Here is an 18,991-nt window from a genome sequence, read left to right on the forward strand (position 1 = left end):
CTAATTAAATCTTAATTTCTACAAACAAGCTGATAATTCGCTTCATTACCTGCATAACCTCATACATTTCATTTTTCTGAGGATTAGAGAGAGTAAACTTCTTTGATAAAGAATACAAAAGTCGCTGCTGATTCAACTTGATAAATATATAGTCTTCGCCCGTCGTTATCATTCCAAAAATCGGTGTTTCTAAGTTAGGATTTGCCATCATATAAGTTAAAGTTTGTGGCAGAGCCTGCATAACGCTGAAACCATAGCGTTTCGATTCAATTAATACTACCCATAATCTATTTTGTACTACTAAAGCATCAATAAATCCTTCTAATGTAAGTTCTTCTTCACTTCCATTTCTGATTTCGACCTTGACTAATTCCTCACTCTGCATCTTAAAAGGCGGATCGCATAAACCCATTAAATCTAGTAGTGGAGATAGCATAATAATATTGACAGTACCTTCTGTAATAGCACCATCTGCGGCATAATAGAGGTAGCGACTCTTTAGCCGATTCAAAGAGGCTTTTTCACTATCAGTCAGTTCGGGTAAATTCTCAAACCATTCTGTAAAAAAATCAGGCTCAGAAGTCGAAGTTAAATTGAACTTAGTATGCACCTGATTTAGGTTAGTAATAGCTTTAGTAATTCCAATTGTTTTAACCATAATTTGTTGAAAACTAATCTATTAGTATAGCGACACAGCTTATCTACTTTTAAATTTAGTATAATTTTGATTCCCTAATTAGAGAAAATTAAAATCCAACAGTTTCAAGATTTTCATGGACAACCCCCGTCAAATAGCTTTTCTTGCCCTGCGAGATGTTCACAAAGGGGCTTATGCTGATGTTGCTTTAGACAAAGTTCTGCAAAAGGTTAAATTACAAGATATTGACCGTCGTTTAGTCACAGAATTAGTTTATGGCAGTGTGAGAAGGCAACGCACTCTCGACGCTTTGATTGACCAATTTGCCAAAAAGAAATCTCAACAACAACCAAAAGACCTCCGCACTATCCTACATCTGGGTTTATATCAACTTTGCTATCAAGAACGGATTCCCGCTTCTGCGGCTGTCAATACTACAGTTCAACTAGCTAAAGAAAACGGCTTTGCTGGACTTACGGGTTTTGTGAATGGTTTGTTGCGACAGTATATTAGGCAAGCGGGAGGTGGTGAGGGTATTCCCTTACAATTGTCAGAAAATCCTGTAGAACGCTTGGGCATTTTACACAGTTTTCCTGACTGGATTATTCAAGTATGGTTAGAACAACTCAGTTTTGCTGAAACAGAACAGTTATGTGAATGGATGAATCAATCACCAACAATCGATCTGCGCGTTAACCCGCTGCGCACTTCTATTGATGTGGTGGAAAAGGCTTTGCAATCGGCTGATGTTTTAGTGAAGCGGCTTCCGAATTTACCCCAAGCTTTAAGATTAATTAGTAATAGCGGCCCGATTCAAAATTTACCTGGTTTTAAAGAAGGTTGGTGGGTTGTACAAGATGCTAGTGCTCAGTTGGTGAGTCATTTACTCGAGCCGCAACCAGGAGAAGCAATCGTTGATGCTTGTGCTGCACCTGGAGGGAAAACAACTCACATCGCTGAGTTGATGGTTGATAAAGGGAAAATTTGGGCTTGCGATCGCACTGCTTCCCGACTGCGCAAACTCCAAGAAAATGCACGGCGGTTAAATTTGCAATCTATTCAAATTTGTACTGGCGACAGTCGGCAATTCTTACAGTTTCAAAATACCGCAGACCGCGTATTATTAGATGCACCATGTTCTGGTTTGGGAACTTTGCACCGCCATGCTGATGCGCGTTGGCGACAGACACCAGAAAGCGTCCAAGAACTTTCAAAACTGCAAAAGGAATTACTCGCACATACTTCAACTTTTGTGAAATCGGGTGGTGTGCTAGTCTACGCTACTTGTACGCTACATCCAGCCGAAAATGAAGCGGTGATTTCTGAGTTTTTAGCTGAGTATCCGCATTGGCAAATAGAACCTCCTAATACTGATTCACCCTTGTTTGCCTATTCCACCCCATCAGGTTGGTGCAAAGTTTGGCCTCATCGCCAGAATATGGATGGTTTTTTTATGGTTCGCTTAAGAAAAACTAATGATTCCGAGTGAATACTGGATTAGGATTGTAGGATTTAATCGAGGTTGAAATCTCCCAGAGGATGCAGCATGGTTACTAATTCCAATGTGAAAAACTTAGTGAAAATCCTGATTGGTGCGGCTTGGATTGATGGTGTAATCCAGCCGGAAGAACGGCAATACCTCCGAGAAATAGCCCAAGCCAAAGGTGTAGCTACCGATCCAGAGATTAAGCCGTGGTTGTACGAATTGGTTCCTGTTCAGCCAAAAGAATGCTATGGCTGGGTGCAAGAATATTTAGGCGATCGCCCTAGTATGGAAGATTGCGTTAGTCTGATTGAAGCGATTAGTGGTTTAATTTACAGCGACGGCGACGTTGCGATCGAGGAAGCAAGACTCCTGACCAAATTACAGGAGATTTCCAAAGCCAGTGAATCAACCCAATCAGCCCATACTGCTTTGCTCAAACAAATTCAAAAGCTTTATCGGCGTTGGGTTGAAGTTCAAAACTAACAGAGATTTATGATTGTTGATTTGATCGGACGCGGTAAACCGCGCCTGTTGATGATTTTAAAATTTGATAATTTAATTCAGCTTCATCAGAGCTTATGACTTCGGTTCGCCCACACCCGGAGTCTCTTCTTTTTCAACTTTGGGCACAAAGTCAGGACGCTCTTTGCTTTCCCAACCGGGTGGACGCTTAGAGTTGTACCAGGCGATTGAACCAATGGTGACAGCAGCAATAAAACCAAATACGTAAACAAAGGTAAAAGCAAAAGGAAAATGTGGTGCATTCGCTGCTTCTGCTGCCGTCTGCATGAATAAAAGCATGAGTATATTCTCCTAATCTAGGTAACACTGCTTATCACACTATAAAACGAGCGTAGCACCTAACATCCCCCCCTAGTTTGAACCCTGGAAGATTAGTTGCCTAAGGTTAAAAAATAATGCGACAAACTTAGGGGCAGGGAAACCCCACCCTTGACGACAATCCTTGAACAAATCATCTCAAAAATGCGATCGCTCTTATTGCGAGGAAGAAGGTTTTAGCCTCTCCCGCCAACTAGGCGGTGTTGGCGATGAATTTCCCGAACTCGAAGAGCTATTACCTGACGAGGATGACGACCTCCGAGATCTGCGAGGCGTGGAAGATTCAGAAGATTCTACCTGCCGACTGCGGCGTCTGGGACGAGATTCTTCTGAAGAAGAGTTACTACTACTGCTGGATTCTTCACTCCGATATCGACGCCGCCTACTATATGAAGGCGTTTCATCATCTTGCTGTTGATAATAACGTCTGCGGCGTCTGGGCGTTTCCTCTTGTTGTTGATCTTGTTGATAATATCTGCGTCTTCTGGATGGACGCTCTTCGCTGCTGGAGTTGTCCTCATCGTCATCATTTGAGGAAATAGCCTTATTGACAATTTTGCCTGGCTTCAGGGGCTTGGCTTTGATAGTGCCTTTACGACCATCAAGTTTAGGTCTGGTAGGAAACTTTTCTACTGGCATATCTTTTACGGCTTTTTCCATAAATTCATGCCAGGTATAAGCAGCGCTACCACTACTACCCCAAGTCGGGCGATTGTCATCATTACCTAGCCAAACTCCGGTAACGAGTTGGGGGATGTAGCCAATAAACCATAAATCGCGGGCTTCATCAGAAGTGCCTGTTTTCCCAGCTACGGGTCTATTATCTAATTGGGCAGCAGCACCAGTACCTTCTTCTACGACATTACGTAACATCCAGGTCATGATAGCCGCACTATCAGCATCAAGGGCACGTTTGGAGGTGAAATCAGCCGACCAAATTACCTTACCTTGGCGGTTGAGGATACGACGAATACCATGAACTTCTGTGTGTAAGCCTTGGGTAGCAAAGCTACCATAAGCGCTCGTCAACTCCAGCAAATTTACTTCATTTGAACCCAGCGCTAAAGAATAAGTAGGTTTGAGTTCCGATTTAATTCCCATGTCATGGGCGAGTTTAATAATTGGCTCAAACCCTACATCAATCAATACCTTCACCGCAATTATATTAATCGAACGGGTGAGGGCATCTCGCATACTCATCGAACCGTGAAATTTTTCACTGAAATTTTTCGGTTCATAACCGTCTACGACAAAAGGCTCATCTTCGTAAGTATCGTAAGGGTTTTTGCCACTGGCGATCGCGGTAGCATAAACGAAGCCTTTAAATGTCGAGCCTGGCTGACGCTGGGCTTGAGTCACGCGATTAAATTGGTTTTTGCCAAAGTCTTTACCCCCAACCATTGCTTGAATTTCACCATTGCGGGGGTCAATAGCTACCATTGCTGCTTGTTTAAAGTTCTCCCAGCGGCCTTGGTTTCTCAGGGTTTTGGCCACTGCTTCTTCGGCAAATTTCTGCCAAGTCGGGTTTAAGGTGGTTTCTACAACTAAACCCCCACCTGCTAACACATCAGGGGCAACATACTTGGGTAATTCTTTTTGAATATAGGTAGTAAAGTAGGGAGATTCTACTTGCAGGCGCTTGGGGAAACTACTTTTAACTATTAGCGGTTCTCGGATGGCGGCTTCTCTTTCGGCGGCGGTAATTACGCCATCTTCCTGCATTCTTTGCAACACCAAATTTCGCCTAGCTTTTGCAGCCTCCGGATTTTTGTCTGGGGCGTAGCTACTGGGGGCTGGTGCTAATCCGGCGATCGTAGCCATTTCCGGCAAAGTCAGTTGATCCACTGATTTGCTGAAGTATACCCATGCTGCATCAGCTACACCATAAGCTCCAGATCCCAAATACACCAAATTCAAGTAACGCTCCAGAATTTGGTCTTTGCTCAATTCATGCTCCATCTTCTGCGCCAGACGCACTTCTTTGAGCTTGCGCCAGATTGTCTTTTCTTGTTTGAGGAAGAGAATCCGCGCTAACTGTTGGGTAATGGTGCTACCACCTTCGACAACATCTTGCGATCGCAAGTTACTCCAAACGGCTCTAACTATCCCTTGCGCATCGACTCCATTGTGTTGCTGAAATCTTCTATCTTCTGAGGCGATGAAAGCTTTTTTCAACCTATCTGGCATTTGCTCTAGATTGAGCTGTTCTCTTGCCGCTTCTCCTTGCTGTTGTAAGATAGTACCGTCAGCCGCTTTAATCGTTAATGTTTGCTCTCGGACTACGGCGTTTAACTCCGATTTATCTGGCAATGTGCGGTCTATTGTGCCAATACCGTAGTTAAAGGCAATAATTCCCCCACCTACACTCAAGCCTGCCCAGAACCAAAGGCGACGATAAAACGGTTTATCGCGGCTGGATAGTTTGGCAATTATTCCAGATGAAACATATTGCATCTGGTTTAGTACTTGCTTTCCCTTACTCGGCTTTGTTGGTGGTAAGTTTTCATTTATGGATTCCTCGTTTTCGAGATGATTACCAGGCGACAATCGCGGTTTCTCCTTGTCAGATGCACTTAAATCGCTCGATCCTTGCTTGAACCAGGAGGTTAGTTTCCCCACATTAGTTCCTCGCTCAAATGTAATTGTTACCTAACCACCAGCAGTATCGGGGTTAGCATACCACCTTTGTGTTAGTATAATATCCCATAAATAAACCAGAGAATTAAGTAACAAACAATGATTTTTTGGAATTCTTTAAGTTTGATCCCGTAAATATTAATACAGAATTTTAATTAATTCTTCGCAGCAAAAATACTGCGATCGGCAATAAGAAATATGCCCCAAGATATAGGCATAGAAACAAGGATTAGCAGTATGTCCGCAACTGGCGCGATCGCTAAAGGTGTGAGTGCCGCGATCGCTCTTGGTAGTAATATCGGTGATTCGCGAGAAATTTTGCCAGCAGCGATCGCAACTTTAGCTATAACTCCAGATATTTTTCTCGAAGCCCAATCCCACTTTTATCAAACGAAAGCTGTCGGCCCGCCACAACCAGATTATTTAAATTGCTGCGTCATCGTCAAAACCTTCATGCTACCGCAGCTGTTATTAGAAAATTTATTAGCGATCGAACAAAAATTTGGGCGCGTTCGTCAAGAGCGTTGGGGGCCCCGCACCCTAGATTTAGATTTGCTGTTATATGATGACTTAATTATCGATACCCCAACCCTGCAAATTCCCCATCCCCGAATGCGAGAGAGGGCTTTTGTCTTGGTTCCCTTGGCAGAAATTGCCCCAGATTGGGTAGAACCGATTTCTGGATGTGTTATTAAAGATTTGGTTAAAGAGGTAAACTGTTCTGATGTACATTTATTGATGGACAGTTAAAATTACCACCCATAAACGCAGACAGCTTCAGTGCTTGCCTGTGTATCCAGAGACAACACAATTTTACTATGCCACTAGGTAGAGAATTACCACAGCTGCTGAGACAACGCTTGTTCTATAAAGGGCGCAAGTTTAATTTTGAAGTGAATCGCTTGCGTTTACCTAACAAAGCGGAGGGAGAATGGGAATGTATTCGTCATCCAGGCGGTGCTTTAGCTGTGCCCGTAACAGCAGAGGGTAAGCTGATATTACTGCGCCAGTACCGTTTTGCTATTCAAGGCAGAATTATCGAATTTCCGGCGGGTACAGTAGAACCCAATGAAGATCCCTTAGAAACCGTGCAGCGGGAAATTCAAGAAGAAACTGGTTATCGTGCCCAAAAATGGGATAAATTAGGAGAGTTTTTTCTAGCTCCTGGTTATTCGGATGAAATTCTCTATGCTTTTCTGGCGCGAGATTTAGAAAAGTTAGAGACACCACCAGCTAAAGAAGATGATGAAGATATTGAAATCCTCTACTACACTCCTGACGAACTGGAGAAAGCTTTTATCGATGGCGAACCAGTAGATGCGAAGACGATTTCTAGCTTTTTATTGGCTCGTCCTTTCTTAGTTTAAAATCCAGATGCTCATAGAATTAGCAATTGGCGATGCCTACGGTGCAGGCTTTGAATACGCTAACGAAATGAGCGTCTATAACGATTTGAGTCGATACGTTAAACATCCCCGTCATCGACTCAATCCAGGTTGCTATACAGACGACACACAAATGAGCATTGCCATTGCGGAAGTAATTGTGTCGCAAGCACCTTGGACGCCGCAAGTTTTAGCTGAGAGTTTCGTTACCTGCTTTAAACGCGATCGCAGAGAAGGTTACGCTGGTGGCTTCTACGATTTTCTCTTAAATATTCAAGATGGGTCAGAGTTTTTAGCAAAAATTCGCCCAGACAGTGACAAAAGCGGTGCTGCAATGCGTGCGGGGCCAATTGGCATTTTCTCCACACCCGAAAAGGTAATAGAGGCTGCAACAATTCAAGCAGCTATTACCCACAATACACCCGATGGCATTAACGCCGCCGTTGCAGCAGCCTTGATGACGCATTATTTTATTTATCGATTAGGGCCAAAGCGCAAATTAGGACAGTTTCTTGAAGGCTATGTACTGTCTGGAGAATGGTCTAAGCCTTGGGAAGGTAAAGTTAAGTCTAAAGGATGGATGAGTGTTAGAGCTGCAATTACAGCGCTAATCCGAAATGACAGTATGAGCGAACTGTTACAAGACTGTATAGCTTTTACCGGAGATGTCGATACAGTAGCGACAATTGCTTTAGCTGCTGGTTCGTGTAGTGAAGAAATTGAACAGGACATCCCTACACATCTTGTGACAGGTTTAGAGAATGGTGCCTACGGTAGAGATTATCTCATCGAATTAGATAAGCAGTTGATGAGTTTGGTAGACAGAAAGATTAACTAAAAGTTAGTTCTCAAAACTAGAAATTATAATTGGTTGAAAGATTTTATAGCCGCTATAATCAAAGTTGTGAATATTTAAAAGACTATGACCAGCTTCCCTTCAACTAATGGCTTTTTTATTGCAGGAATAGTTTTCCTTGTGATTGCGGTTTTAGGACAAACCAAACTAGGATTTGTGGAGATTAATCCAGGTTGTTTTGGCAGAACTTTAGCTTTATTGATAGGTTTAATAAGTTTAGCGGTTGCTCTTTTTGGCGGAACTAGTTCTGTTGAAACTCTAGAGCTATTAAGAACCTATCTGACAAATTTAATTCAACAAAGTATGGGATTTGTTAATGATTTTCTATCCGGCTCGTGAGTAAAGAAAATTCTGAATTTTGGGTATAATCACAATTTTTTATATCTCACCGCAATTAGTAGTAAGCTCCCACAAGGCTATAAGTTAAACTGGCTAATACTAACAAAGTTACGATAACGTAAATAAATTCTCTTCTCCAGATAAAAGCCAACAAAGAAATTACTACACGCAAAACAGGTGTAGCTATTAATAATAGCAATCCTAGTTGAATAATGCCACGTCGGCTACCTGATAAAACTGCACTGATTACACCTGATGGTGAGCGAAATTCTGAAGGTTCTCCTTGAAAAAAATGATAGGTGACAGGCTCAGAACCGTGGCGGATTAAGTAGAGTATTCCTCCGATTAATACCACCGTACTAGCAAGTAAAACTCCATATTTTAGGAGGTTGCTCAGTAGAGTTTCTAGTTGCCGATCGCTTAAGCTTTTTGCTAAATTATTTTGCTCCTCAATCTCACAACTATTAGACAAAGTTTCTGGGAATTCTTCTATATCACAATCTACATTTTTTTGCTGTAGAGCTATTGCTAATACTTCAGTATCAGATTGTGTTGATGAGAGTGACTGCAAACCCGAATTAAATTTATACATTTTACAGTCCTCCAATTAAACTGTTGTAGACCATCTTCAAAGCCATTATTACCAGCACAAGACTAAAGATTATTCTCAAAGTTTGCGTTTTAGTTCCTAACAGAACTCTTGCACCCAAAAAAGCGCCAGGTAGTACTCCCAACATTACCGGCATTGACAAACCCGGATCGATGTAACCTCTTGCGAGGTACACTCCAGCTGATGCAGCGGCTGTCACACCAATCATAAAATTGCTAGTGGTAGTAGAAACTTTGAAGGGTAAACGCATGGCTTGATCCATTGCTAATACTTTAAATCCCCCCGAACCAATACCAAGCAAACCCGAAAGCACGCCTGCTACTACCATGACACTAAATCCTGCTGGCACAGCATGAACTTGATAAGACATCACGCCATCAGCAGTGGGATAAGTACCATTGAGTTTGAGATAGTTAGCTATGGGATCGGCTGGTTCATCTTCAATATTTTCTACTCTGGGTCTTTGAGAAAGATATGCTGAATAAATCAGGACGATCGCCAGCACGATAGTTAGTGCTTTCACAGAGACAAAAGTTGCGAGTAAAGCGCCAACTATAGCACCTATCGTTGTGGCTACTTCTAAAAACATTCCCAATCTTAAATTTGCGTAGCCTTTTTTAATATAAGTAGACGCCGCACCTAAGGAAGTTGCAATTACAGATACTAGTGAGGCTCCAACAGCATAGCGAATATCAACACCAAATACTGAAGTTAATAAGGGAACAATTACCACTCCACCTCCTAAACCAGTTAATGCGCCTAGAAAGCCAGCTGTAAATGAACCAATCCAAACTAGTAAAGAAAATTCCAGAATATTCAAATTTCATACCTCTTTATTAGATATATATTGGATGATGAGATTTTTAATATAGATGATAAATAATTAATTACTCTTTGGCAGGCGGATGAAAGCTAAATATGATGCTTAGATAACATTTCATTTTTTTGATACTTCCAACCCCAGCCGATAATTTTTGTAGCTTAGATTTACAAGTCAGGTAATAATTCACCATCCAATATATTTGCTAGAGTTAACACTCCACTTTCTAATAAAATAAAAGCTCCTAATCCCATCAAAACAAAAGGCATAATATGATGACCATAGCGAGCCATAAGTTCTGCGATCGCTCTATTATGAGTTAATCTATAAGCTGCGTAGCACAAGCATCCAACTAGTAGAAAGAATACTGTTAAAATTACCAGCAAGCTTTCCCCAGTACTACTGGCAAATAAAGGAACATAAATGCTGATGTTATCAGTACCATTGGCAAATGTCACCGCAGCTACACTATAAGTTTGGATGTTGAGAAATTTGGTTAAAAGTGAGTGGTGAGATTGCTTGATTTCTATCTCATCTCCATCCGCAGCATCTTCTTCATGTTTGAGTAAAGCACGAATTCCTATGACTATTGGCACTATCCCAAATAGACCAATCCAAGGACGCGGTATCACCAAACCGCCAAAGAAACCGGGAAGACTAGCGACAATTAGTGCTGTAAAACCTAAGTATTGACCAGCAATAATATGCCAACGCCGAAACGTATTATTTACTTGTGAGAAAAACAACGTCAGCAGCACCATATCATCAATGTTGGTGGCGCTAAAAGCTGTGATTCCCGTGCTAATTGCAGTGACTAAACCACTCATATCAATTTTGGATTTTAGATTTAAGAAATTCGAGAAAGGCAACAAAAATTAAGGAATTTTTCGATCGTTAAATCTGGCGTGAATCTTTTCAACTTCTTGGCGCATACCCACAATCAGATGGGGAGAACGCAACCTTTTAATGTTGAACCATCCACAGGTGACAACTAGGTAGAACAAGAATAGGTAGGGAAATAGATCGTAAGGAGCTTCGGGTACTGGGAAAAGCGTACTACCAGGAATACCAATACTTCCTAGAACTGGAATAATCATGAATCCAACTCCCAAAACTGAAAACACTATATCTCGCCAACGAAGTTGTCTAATGTTGTATAGGTAAACTGGTGCAGCAATGGATATCAGAATGTACACTGTTAAAAATCCATAGCTACAAATTGCACCCAAATAACCCATACTCTCGAACAATTTGATATGAAAAACAGACATGACAGCAGGCACAATAAATGTAATTAAAGAACACATTGTGACTGCAACATGAGGTGTTTTATTGGATGAATGCGCTGTACCTAAAGAGGAATGAAACAGACCATGACGCGCCATCAAAAAGAATACTCTAGCAGCAGGATTTATACTGCCAAGGATGCAAGCAAAGAAGCTAAGTAAAGCACCTAAAGCAACTAATTCTCCTAAAAAGCCAACTCCGGCTTGCTGTGATAAAAAACCCAGTGGTTCTTCAGTTTTAGCAATCGAAACTCCCGTACCGTTAAATCCTAAGACTTCTATATAGGTAGTTGCAATGTAAAAAAGACCTGCCAGAATAACGCTACCTTTGACAGCTTTCGGAATGGTTCGCAAGGGATTTTTTGCTTCATCACCCAGAGATGTTGCACTTTCAAAACCTGAGAAAGCAAACATAACTAAAACAAGTCCTGTCGCCACGCTACCTGGTGTTGCACCAGATAAAGTCAATTGAGAAATATCCAGTGCAAAACCTTTGTGTGCCCAAATAATCATGCACAATATAGCAATTAATAAAATAGATATCCCCTCCATCAATAGCATCGCTACTGCGGAAATTTGGATATCTTTATAAGCTGCATACCAAGAAATTCCCGCACCAATTGCTAATAACGTAATACTAGAAGGATGGATACCTAAACGATCAAAGAACATTCCACTGAAGTTGGCAAAACCGCAGAGTACCGACATCCCAGTCAATAAATAAGCTAAGACCAAACTCCAGCCACAAATTACACCAGCCATTGGGCCGAGTCCTTTAGCGATATAGGAATATAGCGAACCAGGAGAGGCGGAACGACTAGCAAATTGGTTGATATTAATGCTGACAAATAATAGCCCTATTAGCCCTATTAAAAAACTTAGCCAAGTTCCATTCCCTGACAGCGCAACTATTAAGCCAATGTTAGATGCTGGTATTGTTGTAGGGGCAATTACAGCAAAAGATTGAGCTAGCACTTCTGTGAAGGAAAGACAATCTGGCTTTAAGCCATGAATACTATGCTGCGATGAAATTTCCTTTTTCATTTTGCTGCTTTTGCGAGGGAATAGTACATATATCGAGGGGATTATGAGGGTTTATGATATTGTTTTAAAGCACAATAATCCTATTTATCTATCCCCAAAATTTGAGCATAGACTTCGATATATATCTCAAATAAACAACCTCTATCAGTGGTTGTATTTCTCACGATAGAGGTAATACTACCCTATGTATTTTCTTCAATCAAGTATGAGAAAAATATAATTTTTAAACTTTGTCTAAAGTTTATTGATTTACATTAACTTTATCAAGATAGCGTATTTTGTTTTTAACAAATAATTCGATAATTTCTACCTTAAATATAAAGATAAAAATAATACCCGATAAGATTATAGGAATTGGGGAAATTGAATTTAATTAAATGATGGGATCGCATTCACGTAAGGCTTAAGCTGCTAGCCAGCATAATATCTACTTAAAACTAAAAAGTATAAAACCCAATTATTAGGCTAATCTTGCCAAGTGAAAATTAAAGTAGGAGGTTAAAAATTAATAGCTATTCTGAAAAATACTGAGGTATTGTAGAAAAAAATTCAGAACAGCTAAAAGTTATTTTTGTTACAAGATTGACATTTTTTTAGATAAACATAACCTGCAATTTATAAAAATTAGAGATACAAAATGAAAACCTGCAAATGATTAAACAAGAGGGATACTCCCAAAACCCTTGCACTGCCTTCTCCTTTGTCTAGAATGAGTTTAATCGTTTGCTAAAACCTGTTTTTCTTCTGGCAGTAGAGAAGTTTCATCCACGGTTGCATCAGCAATTATGGGGTTGGCTAGATTCAAATGGGGTTTGATAATTAGACTCACTCCAATGGCCCAGGCGATCGCAACCATCCAACCTGCGAGAATATCGCTAGGGAAGTGAACTCCCAAATACAGTCTTGTCCAAGCAATAGCCACGACATAGAAACTACCGAAAACAAGAACCAACCAGCGCCAAGGATAACCTCTGCTCAAAATCAGCAGGACTATAATTAGCGTCATACTTGTCATTGCATGACCGCTGGGAAATGCATAATCAAACTCAGGCGCGCCAGATACCCACAGTTGCGGACGTACTCGATGCATGAGTTCCTTAGCCGTGCGGTTGATAATTGCACTTCCCAATGCAGTGGTGAGCAAATAAGCGAGCGATCGCCACCACCGTCTTTGCCATAATATGAAGGCGATCGCACTCAAAATCGGTAAGGCTGTCCAAAAGGAGCCAAACTTCGTCAAGATGACCGCTAATACATCTAATTGCGATCGTGCTTGAGAGTGGATGGATAACAGAATCGGCACATCCCAAGGAAAGCCAGCCGCATTCTGCCATACCTTGACTGCTAAAATTTCAAAAAACTGAAAAGGTAAATAGACTCCTATTAGGAGGATTAATAAAGAACGCCAATGGGTAATCAGAACGTTTTTGAGAAAACTCAGCGGCGAACGGCGCTCATTAGTCGCTTGTTTCACAGTTTCTATAATTTATTAGTGCAATCCCACAATAAATATTAATTTCGCGTAAGTCCTCTAATTAAGGACTGAATTTGAGAGATAACTATGGATAATAATTGGTTTTAAACGGTGCGGTTGGTTCTCGATCAACCTGAAGTGCCCGCATTCAAGGATGTTTGCGTGGAAACGATTTATGGCATGATTAGGGCATTTTAAGGAGATTATATTGAATTAGCCGTCTCCCTAGCAGTTTCTCGCAGCCGTGCCACATCGCGCATCGGTGGGGCACCAAACAACCGCTTGTACTCCCGGTTGAAATGGGAAGCATCCTCATACCCCACTTGGTAAGCAGCACTGGTAGCATCAAGGTTTTCCCCTAGCATCAGCCGACGAGCCTCTTGGAGCCGCAGTTGCTTCTGAAACTGCAAAGGACTCATGGCGGTGACGGACTTGAAGTGATGGTGAAAGCCCGAAACACTCATTCCCATCTCTCTGGCGATGCTTTCAATCCGCAGCGGTTCCTTAAAGTCTTGACGCAGTCGCTCGACGGCTCTAGCGATGTGGTGGGTGTAGCCACCCAGAACGGCAATATGACGGAGCCTGTTACCTTGTTCTCCCATCAGGAGCCGATAAATGATTTCCCGCTTAATCAATGGTGCAAGAACATGAGCTTCAGTAGGGGAATCTAGAAGCCTGACGAGCCGCACCACAGCATCCAACAGATTTGCATCCAAAGGACTTACATCAATTGCTTTCACATCAGCACGACTACGAGATGAAGCATACCCTGCCTCAACCATGACTGAACCAACGAGTGTGGGGTCGAGATCGAGGCGAAGGCTCAGGTGCGGTTTTTCTTTTGACGCATCCAAAATTTGGCTGACAATCGGTAGTTCGACAGTCGCCAGCAGATAATGCATCGGGTCGTACAGATAGCGATCGCTCCCCAGAAGCACTTCTTTACTGCCTTGGGCAATTACACAAAAAGCAGGGACAGAGAGACCATGAGCGCATTCTCCAGGCGAAGAGGAGCGTTTGAAGTGTAATCCTTTGAGTGGCTCAATCGTTCCATCTTTAGGAATGGCCTGTGCAATAGCAAGAGTCAGTTCTTCTCTGTTGGCTTGCGCTCTATCTGCCTCGCGCTTTGCCTGCTGATTGTTAATTAAATCTAGATCGGACTTTTCTCTAGTTTTGGCAGCTTTCATTTCTAAGTTTGCAGGATTGTACAACGATTTTAGACGATTGTTTTATCGCTTGCCTTTGAGGGTTCTTACAATGAAGCTAAAGCAATGAAAAACGATTCCGACTTCTTGTAAGCATTCTAGATTTTTATTCAAGATAAAACTCAGTTTTGATTGGCAAGAGACTCGCCTACTGACAACCAAAATGCTGTCAAGGCTAACCTGGTTTCTTAAAACAATCCATCCCTACAGATAGAGCAAGCATAAGTGCTCAATCTCTACGATTGGGCTAGCAACCCAAATGGCATCAAGTGAAGGAATTAAGCAAATGGATATCAAAAGAAGTGGCTCACAGCCTTCCGCCAAAGGGCCTGCCGAGTATTTTACCGGCACTGTCCGCATTGACCCCCTGTTCGAGGCGCACGATCCAGCACGCACATCTGGTGCCAGTGTCACCTTCGAGCCAGGCGCTAGGACAGCATGGCACACCCACCCGTTAGGACAAACTCTAATCGTAACGGCTGGCTGCGGTCTTGCACAACGCTGGGGCAGCCCTATTGAAGAAATTCGTCCAGGAGACACGATCTGGTTTGAGCCAGGTGAGAAGCATTGGCATGGTGCCACGCCAACCACAGCCATGACGCACATCGCTATTCAAGAATGGCTTGATGGTAAGCCTGTGGACTGGCTAGAAAAGGTCAGCGACGAGCAGTATGGAGAAAATTATTAGTGCTTTTGAGATGGTTTGCCATCAAGGGGAAAAATTACCAACAGAAAATGCTGATTTTGGTTCTTGCCCTAGTGATGTCCCTGAGTTACTCAGCCTGCCGTGCCGACAACAGTATGACTAGCAGTGCCTCGTTGAAGATGCCGACTGAAATATCAACCAAGCAGGCAGACAATATGAAGATAAACATCAAGGTCAAAGACAAAGTCGTTACAGCTACTTTGATCGACAGCAAAACCACTCAGGATTTTATTGCCCTGCTGCCATTAACACTGACGTTAAAAGATTACGCGAAAACCGAAAAAATCAGTTATCTGCCAAAAAAATTATCTATAGAAGATGCACCCCCAGGCAGCGATCCTGCTGTTGGAGATATTGCTTATTACGCTCCTTGGGGGAATTTGGCGATGTTTTATAGAGATTCTGGATACGCCAACGGACTCGTTATCCTCGGAAAAATAGATGGTGGCATCGAGGCATTTAACCTTCCTGGCTCTGTGAACGTAACAGTTGAGCTTGTTGAAAGGAAGTAATTGAGGAATAAGATGATTAAAGACAAAGTTGTAATTATTACTGGTGCATCATCAGGGATTGGCGAAGCAACTGCGAAATTGCTTGCCAGCAAAGGCGCTAAAGTCGTATTAGGTGCGCGGCGCGAGCAACAATTGAGACAACTGGTTGATGCAATTAAAAGCGCTGGCGGACAAGCCATCTATCAAGTGATGGATGTGGTTAACCCATCTGATAACGCTGAGATCGTCAAGCTTGCCAAGGAAACATTTGGAGGAGTCGATGTTATTTTCTTGAACGCTGGCATCATGCCCACTTCTCCACTTTCTGCATTGAAAACTGATGAATGGCATCAAATGGTTGATATCAATATCAAGGGTGTATTAAATGGTATTGCTGCTGTATTGCCAACGTTTATTAGCCAAAAGTCTGGACACGTTATCGCAACTTCGTCGTTTGCTGGATTAAAAGCTTATCCAGGTGGTGCGATCTATGGTGGGACGAAATGGTTTGTACGCGATTTCATGGAAGTTCTCCGCATAGAGTCTGCTCAAGAGGGAACTAACATTCGGACTGCAACAATTTATCCTGCTGCAATTAACACTGAGTTGTTAAGTCAGATTACTGACCAAAATTCGGCTGAAAAAATGACAGCGTTGTATAAGCAATATGGCATCTCACCAGATCGAGTCGCCAATGTTGTGGCATTTGCGATTGACCAGCCAGAAGACACAAACGTGAACGAATTTACGATTGGCCCAACCACGCAGCCTTGGTAAGGATAGTGCGACGTGACGTAGTTAGAGGACGTGAAGGCTGCAACTCTTAACGCAAACACAGGAGTTCAAACAATGCAAAAACGAAAACTGGGAAACAGCAATTTAGAAGTTTCAGCTATTGGGCTGGGCTGTATGGGAATGAGCTTTTCTTATGGCCCGCCCAAAGACAAGCAGGAGATGACTGCTCTTCTCCATAGTACTGTCGATCGCGGCGTTACATTCTTTGATACTGCCGAGGTTTACGGCCCATACTTGAATGAAGAACTTGTGGGTGAAGCCCTCGCTCCTTTCCGCGACCAAGTAATTATCGCCACCAAATTTGGGTTTGACATCAGTCCTAATTCCGATCCTCGCGGTATGAAGGGTTCGCCTGGATTGAATAGCCGACCAGAGCATATTAAGGAAGCTGTGGAGGGTTCACTCAAGCGGCTCAAAGTGGAGGCGATCGACCTGCTCTATCAGCACCGGGTTGACCCGGACGTGCCAATTGAAGACGTGGCAGGAGCAGTAAAGGAACTGATTCACGAAGGTAAGGTAAAGCACTTTGGACTTTCGGAAGCAGGAGTGCAAACGATTCGTCGCGCGCACGCAGTCCAGCCTGTGACAGCACTTCAAAGCGAATACTCGCTATGGTGGAGAAAGCCGGAAGCGGAAGTGATACCAACCCTTGAGGAACTCGGAATCGGCTTTGTCCCTTACAGCCCGCTGGGTAAGGGCTTTCTGACTGGCAAAATTGATGAAAACGCCACTTTCGACAGTTCCGACTTCCGTAGCACCTTGCCTCGCTTCACGCCGGAGGCGCTCAAGGCGAATCAAGCTTTGATTAATCTTCTTGGCGCGATCGCACAACAAAAGCAAGCAACACCTGCTCAGATTGCACTTGCTTGGCTGCTGGCGCAGAAGCCGTGGATCGTGCCGATTCCTGGCACTACAAAGCTGCATCGTTTAGACGAAAACATTGGTGCAGTCTCCATTGAACTCACGCCCAGCGATCTGCGTGACATCGATGATGCGGCCTCCAAGATTACGGTACAAGGCGCTAGATACCCCGAAAAGCTGGAACAAATGACAGGTCGCTGAACGGTAAAAAATAATTCAAAGTCTGGGTTATCCCTTAAGAGATTTCAGCAAATGCGAACCCATTTCAAGTTCTAGATTCCCAGTTTCAGACTCGTAACTGACAAACAAAGTAAGCATCAGTTTTTCACAAGGAGATTGTTCGATGAAAGCAACCGTTTACTATGCCCCTGGCGATGTTCGGGTTGAGACTGTTCCCGATTCCACAATTCAAAAGCCTACAGATGCCATTGTCCGCATTACTCACGCCTGCATTTGCGGATCTGACCTGTGGTTCTATCGCGGTGAGGAAGAGTGGCAACCAGGTTGGCGAACGGGACACGAATGAATGGGAATTGTAGAAGAGGTTGGCTCTGAAGTTCGCACTCTGAAAAAAGGCGATCGCGTCCTTGCTCCCTTTGCTTTTTCCGATGGCACCTGTGAGTTCTGCCGTAAAGGCATCCAAACCTCTTGCCTACAAGGTAATTTTTGGGGAAGTAAAAACGATGGTGGGCAAGCAGAAGCCATCCGTTCGCCCTTGGCTGATGGCACATTAGTTGTGATTCCCAAGGAAGTTGAAAATGATGATGACCTCCTCACGGCTATTCTCCCGCTTACCGATGTGATGTCTACCGGACATCATGCTGCTGTCTCAGCAGGAGTCCGCCCAGGTAGAACAGTTGCAGTCGTTGGTGATGGGGCTGTGGGGTTGTGTGGCGTGCTTGCCGCCAAACGCCTCGGTGCTGAACGCATTATTATTTTGGGAAGGCACGAATCGCGGCTGGAGATTGCACGACGTTTTGGTGCAACGGATGTTGTCAGTAGTCGAGGGGAGGAAGCGATCGCGGCTGTGCAAGAAATGACCCAAGGTGGTGCAGAGTCGGTACTTGAATGTGTGGGTAATGAATCTGCAATGGCAACAGCGATCGGCATTGCGCGTCCTGGTGGCGCGATCGGGTATGTTGGCGTACCTCACGGCAGCGGACATAATTTCAATCTGGGCCGCTTATTTCGGCAAAATATCACCTTACGAGGCGGTGTTGCATCCGCCCGTGCTTACATTCCCGAATTACTAACCGATACTGTGGCTGGCAAACTTGATGCCTCTGCTGTTCTCGATTTAACCGTCGATCTCGAAGCTGTTCCCAGAGGGTATGCGGCAATGGATAACCGGGAAGCCATCAAGGTTACGGTACGACCTTAAATGGACTAATTCACCAGATCCGGTGAATTTTTTGATGTTCGCTTAAGTCCTACAGTGTCTCGTTTGGGTTTGCGGGCTAGGGCGTTGCATAATTGCGGGATGATTTTGGAATTTGCATCAAAAATCATCACCGCGTCT

At 43.2% G+C, this 18,991-nt stretch carries 22 protein-coding genes; 13 read left to right on the forward strand and 9 right to left on the reverse strand.

What is annotated here, in order from left to right; all coding sequences use genetic code 11:
• Positions 1 to 4: 4 nt before the first annotated feature.
• On the reverse strand, positions 5 to 658 hold the full coding sequence (locus AACU33_RS14075) for a type I restriction endonuclease (RefSeq protein ID WP_096589289.1): 654 nt from the start codon (positions 656 to 658) through the stop codon (positions 5 to 7).
• Between the two features lie 115 nt (positions 659 to 773).
• Between AACU33_RS14075 and AACU33_RS14080 the strand changes: the two genes are divergently transcribed.
• Positions 774 to 2,126, forward strand: a complete 1,353-nt coding sequence (locus AACU33_RS14080; protein ID WP_096589290.1) for a 16S rRNA (cytosine(967)-C(5))-methyltransferase — start codon at positions 774 to 776, stop codon at positions 2,124 to 2,126.
• A gap of 57 nt (positions 2,127 to 2,183) precedes the next feature.
• Positions 2,184 to 2,606, forward strand: a complete 423-nt coding sequence (locus tag AACU33_RS14085; protein WP_096589291.1) for a tellurite resistance TerB family protein — start codon at positions 2,184 to 2,186, stop codon at positions 2,604 to 2,606.
• Positions 2,607 to 2,699: 93 nt separating this feature from the next.
• On the opposite strand, the gene psb35 is transcribed toward AACU33_RS14085, so the two are convergent.
• Positions 2,700 to 2,924, reverse strand: a complete 225-nt coding sequence (gene psb35, locus AACU33_RS14090; RefSeq protein WP_096589292.1) for a photosystem II assembly protein Psb35 — start codon at positions 2,922 to 2,924, stop codon at positions 2,700 to 2,702.
• 195 nt (positions 2,925 to 3,119) lie between these two features.
• Positions 3,120 to 5,582, reverse strand: coding sequence for a transglycosylase domain-containing protein (locus tag AACU33_RS14095; RefSeq protein WP_096589293.1), 2,463 nt, complete (start codon positions 5,580 to 5,582; stop codon positions 3,120 to 3,122).
• 255 nt (positions 5,583 to 5,837) lie between these two features.
• Here AACU33_RS14095 and folK point away from each other — a divergent pair, with 255 nt between their 5' ends.
• The 4 genes from folK (at position 5,838) to AACU33_RS14115 (ending at position 8,180) form a co-directional block, all read left to right on the forward strand.
• Positions 5,838 to 6,350 (forward strand): 2-amino-4-hydroxy-6-hydroxymethyldihydropteridine diphosphokinase, encoded by a 513-nt coding sequence (gene folK / locus AACU33_RS14100; RefSeq protein WP_339375999.1) that lies wholly within the window; start codon positions 5,838 to 5,840, stop codon positions 6,348 to 6,350.
• Between the two features lie 68 nt (positions 6,351 to 6,418).
• Positions 6,419 to 6,967, forward strand: a complete 549-nt coding sequence (locus AACU33_RS14105; RefSeq protein ID WP_096589294.1) for an NUDIX hydrolase — start codon at positions 6,419 to 6,421, stop codon at positions 6,965 to 6,967.
• 7 nt (positions 6,968 to 6,974) lie between these two features.
• On the forward strand, positions 6,975 to 7,823 hold the full coding sequence (locus tag AACU33_RS14110; RefSeq protein ID WP_096589295.1) for an ADP-ribosylglycohydrolase family protein: 849 nt from the start codon (positions 6,975 to 6,977) through the stop codon (positions 7,821 to 7,823).
• A gap of 84 nt (positions 7,824 to 7,907) precedes the next feature.
• Positions 7,908 to 8,180 carry a hypothetical protein gene (locus AACU33_RS14115; RefSeq protein WP_096589296.1) on the forward strand — a complete coding sequence of 91 codons (273 nt, stop codon included), beginning with the start codon at positions 7,908 to 7,910 and terminating at the stop codon, positions 8,178 to 8,180.
• A 55-nt stretch (positions 8,181 to 8,235) separates the two neighbouring features.
• Here AACU33_RS14115 and AACU33_RS14120 read toward each other — a convergent pair whose 3' ends face one another.
• The 6 genes from AACU33_RS14120 to AACU33_RS14145 form a co-directional block, all read right to left on the reverse strand.
• A complete protein-coding gene (locus tag AACU33_RS14120; protein WP_096589297.1) occupies positions 8,236 to 8,772 on the reverse strand; it encodes a DUF1634 domain-containing protein in 537 nt (178 codons plus the stop codon).
• 1 nt (position 8,773) lies between these two features.
• A complete protein-coding gene (locus AACU33_RS14125; RefSeq protein WP_096589298.1) occupies positions 8,774 to 9,610 on the reverse strand; it encodes a sulfite exporter TauE/SafE family protein in 837 nt (278 codons plus the stop codon).
• 167 nt (positions 9,611 to 9,777) lie between these two features.
• Positions 9,778 to 10,437 carry a cadmium resistance transporter gene (locus AACU33_RS14130; protein WP_096589299.1) on the reverse strand — a complete coding sequence of 220 codons (660 nt, stop codon included), beginning with the start codon at positions 10,435 to 10,437 and terminating at the stop codon, positions 9,778 to 9,780.
• Positions 10,438 to 10,485: 48 nt separating this feature from the next.
• Positions 10,486 to 11,940 (reverse strand): APC family permease, encoded by a 1,455-nt coding sequence (locus AACU33_RS14135; RefSeq protein WP_096589300.1) that lies wholly within the window; start codon positions 11,938 to 11,940, stop codon positions 10,486 to 10,488.
• Positions 11,941 to 12,655: 715 nt separating this feature from the next.
• Positions 12,656 to 13,414, reverse strand: coding sequence for a phosphatase PAP2 family protein (locus tag AACU33_RS14140; RefSeq protein ID WP_096589301.1), 759 nt, complete (start codon positions 13,412 to 13,414; stop codon positions 12,656 to 12,658).
• A gap of 203 nt (positions 13,415 to 13,617) precedes the next feature.
• Positions 13,618 to 14,601, reverse strand: coding sequence for an AraC family transcriptional regulator (locus AACU33_RS14145; protein ID WP_096589302.1), 984 nt, complete (start codon positions 14,599 to 14,601; stop codon positions 13,618 to 13,620).
• A 277-nt stretch (positions 14,602 to 14,878) separates the two neighbouring features.
• On the opposite strand from AACU33_RS14145, the gene AACU33_RS14150 reads away from it, so the two are divergent.
• From AACU33_RS14150 to AACU33_RS14180, 7 genes are all read left to right on the forward strand, one after another.
• Positions 14,879 to 15,307 (forward strand): (R)-mandelonitrile lyase, encoded by a 429-nt coding sequence (locus AACU33_RS14150; protein ID WP_339376000.1) that lies wholly within the window; start codon positions 14,879 to 14,881, stop codon positions 15,305 to 15,307.
• Positions 15,291 to 15,428, forward strand: coding sequence for a hypothetical protein (locus AACU33_RS14155; protein ID WP_339376001.1), 138 nt, complete (start codon positions 15,291 to 15,293; stop codon positions 15,426 to 15,428). Before AACU33_RS14150 ends, AACU33_RS14155 begins: the two co-directional genes overlap by 17 nt.
• A 16-nt stretch (positions 15,429 to 15,444) precedes the next feature.
• Entirely contained in the window at positions 15,445 to 15,837 is a 393-nt protein-coding gene (locus AACU33_RS14160) for a cyclophilin-like fold protein (RefSeq protein WP_339376002.1), read from the forward strand.
• 12 nt (positions 15,838 to 15,849) lie between these two features.
• Positions 15,850 to 16,593, forward strand: coding sequence for an SDR family oxidoreductase (locus tag AACU33_RS14165; protein WP_096589304.1), 744 nt, complete (start codon positions 15,850 to 15,852; stop codon positions 16,591 to 16,593).
• A 72-nt stretch (positions 16,594 to 16,665) separates the two neighbouring features.
• Positions 16,666 to 17,673: an aldo/keto reductase gene (locus AACU33_RS14170; RefSeq protein ID WP_096589305.1), complete on the forward strand. Its 1,008-nt coding sequence runs from the start codon at positions 16,666 to 16,668 to the stop codon at positions 17,671 to 17,673.
• Between the two features lie 142 nt (positions 17,674 to 17,815).
• Positions 17,816 to 17,998: a hypothetical protein gene (locus AACU33_RS37590; RefSeq protein ID WP_445291757.1), complete on the forward strand. Its 183-nt coding sequence runs from the start codon at positions 17,816 to 17,818 to the stop codon at positions 17,996 to 17,998.
• Positions 17,999 to 18,853 (forward strand): zinc-binding dehydrogenase, encoded by an 855-nt coding sequence (locus AACU33_RS14180; protein ID WP_445291758.1) that lies wholly within the window; start codon positions 17,999 to 18,001, stop codon positions 18,851 to 18,853.
• Positions 18,854 to 18,991 lie beyond the last annotated feature (138 nt).

The organism is Calothrix sp. NIES-2098, assembly GCF_963875125.1.
In the GTDB taxonomy this organism is placed as follows: Bacteria; Cyanobacteriota; Cyanobacteriia; order Cyanobacteriales; family Nostocaceae; genus Aulosira.

Bases quoted from the DNA above. Each gene is read 5' to 3' on its own strand.
- AACU33_RS14075 (WP_096589289.1), bottom strand. From the start codon at position 658: ATGGTTAAAACAATTGGAATTACTAAAGCTATTACTAACCTAAATCAG.
- AACU33_RS14080 (WP_096589290.1), top strand. From the start codon at position 774: ATGGACAACCCCCGTCAAATAGCTTTTCTTGCCCTGCGAGATGTTCAC.
- AACU33_RS14085 (WP_096589291.1), top strand. From the start codon at position 2,184: ATGGTTACTAATTCCAATGTGAAAAACTTAGTGAAAATCCTGATTGGT.
- psb35 (WP_096589292.1), bottom strand. From the start codon at position 2,924: ATGCTTTTATTCATGCAGACGGCAGCAGAAGCAGCGAATGCACCACAT.
- folK (WP_339375999.1), top strand. From the start codon at position 5,838: ATGTCCGCAACTGGCGCGATCGCTAAAGGTGTGAGTGCCGCGATCGCT.
- AACU33_RS14105 (WP_096589294.1), top strand. From the start codon at position 6,419: ATGCCACTAGGTAGAGAATTACCACAGCTGCTGAGACAACGCTTGTTC.
- AACU33_RS14110 (WP_096589295.1), top strand. From the start codon at position 6,975: ATGCTCATAGAATTAGCAATTGGCGATGCCTACGGTGCAGGCTTTGAA.
- AACU33_RS14115 (WP_096589296.1), top strand. From the start codon at position 7,908: ATGACCAGCTTCCCTTCAACTAATGGCTTTTTTATTGCAGGAATAGTT.
- AACU33_RS14120 (WP_096589297.1), bottom strand. From the start codon at position 8,772: ATGTATAAATTTAATTCGGGTTTGCAGTCACTCTCATCAACACAATCT.
- AACU33_RS14130 (WP_096589299.1), bottom strand. From the start codon at position 10,437: ATGAGTGGTTTAGTCACTGCAATTAGCACGGGAATCACAGCTTTTAGC.
- AACU33_RS14135 (WP_096589300.1), bottom strand. From the start codon at position 11,940: ATGAAAAAGGAAATTTCATCGCAGCATAGTATTCATGGCTTAAAGCCA.
- AACU33_RS14145 (WP_096589302.1), bottom strand. From the start codon at position 14,601: ATGAAAGCTGCCAAAACTAGAGAAAAGTCCGATCTAGATTTAATTAAC.
- AACU33_RS14150 (WP_339376000.1), top strand. From the start codon at position 14,879: ATGGCATCAAGTGAAGGAATTAAGCAAATGGATATCAAAAGAAGTGGC.
- AACU33_RS14155 (WP_339376001.1), top strand. From the start codon at position 15,291: ATGGAGAAAATTATTAGTGCTTTTGAGATGGTTTGCCATCAAGGGGAA.
- AACU33_RS14160 (WP_339376002.1), top strand. From the start codon at position 15,445: ATGCCGACTGAAATATCAACCAAGCAGGCAGACAATATGAAGATAAAC.
- AACU33_RS14165 (WP_096589304.1), top strand. From the start codon at position 15,850: ATGATTAAAGACAAAGTTGTAATTATTACTGGTGCATCATCAGGGATT.
- AACU33_RS14170 (WP_096589305.1), top strand. From the start codon at position 16,666: ATGCAAAAACGAAAACTGGGAAACAGCAATTTAGAAGTTTCAGCTATT.
- AACU33_RS37590 (WP_445291757.1), top strand. From the start codon at position 17,816: ATGAAAGCAACCGTTTACTATGCCCCTGGCGATGTTCGGGTTGAGACT.
- AACU33_RS14180 (WP_445291758.1), top strand. From the start codon at position 17,999: ATGGGAATTGTAGAAGAGGTTGGCTCTGAAGTTCGCACTCTGAAAAAA.